The organism is Leisingera sp. ANG-DT (assembly GCF_000813785.1).
In the GTDB taxonomy this organism is placed as follows: Bacteria; Pseudomonadota; Alphaproteobacteria; order Rhodobacterales; family Rhodobacteraceae; genus Leisingera.
Window position 1 is genome coordinate 1 of the sequence record NZ_JWLE01000028.1, and the last position, 543, is coordinate 543.

Consider the following 543-nt stretch of genomic DNA (forward strand, 5'->3'; position numbering starts at 1 on the left):
CGCAACTGTTTTCTGCGGGAAATCGCCGAAGCCTTGACAAGGAATCCGCAGATTCGGGCAAGATTCGCAGTCAAATTGGGGCAAAATTCGGAACCACTAGTGAGTAAACTCAGCGCAAACACTAGATATAGACACAGATTGCAGAGGCAATTTTTTTCCCATAGTTTCCCGCGATTCCACAGATCCCGCGCTCACGAATCTGAACGTTCCCGGTACGTTCACGCCCAGCAATCAGAAACAGCGCTAAAAACGCCCTGCACAAGCGTTTCAACACTGAGTGATTCGCAACTTCAAGGGGTGCATTGCAGGGAAAGGGCCATGATTTCCCATGCTGCCCATGATTTCCCGCAGCTCCCGCGTTTTCCCAGCAGTTCCACGCTTTCCCAGCGGTCCCATAGGTTCCCGTCCGGCGCAGCACGTGCCATGCAGCCCCATTTCCGGCGGGCAATCCCATTTGCGCCCAAAGCAACAGAACACTCCGCCCCCGCTGTGCTCTGCGCGCAGGCAACCAATGGTTCACCCCCGTCATGCTAAAGGCCCGCC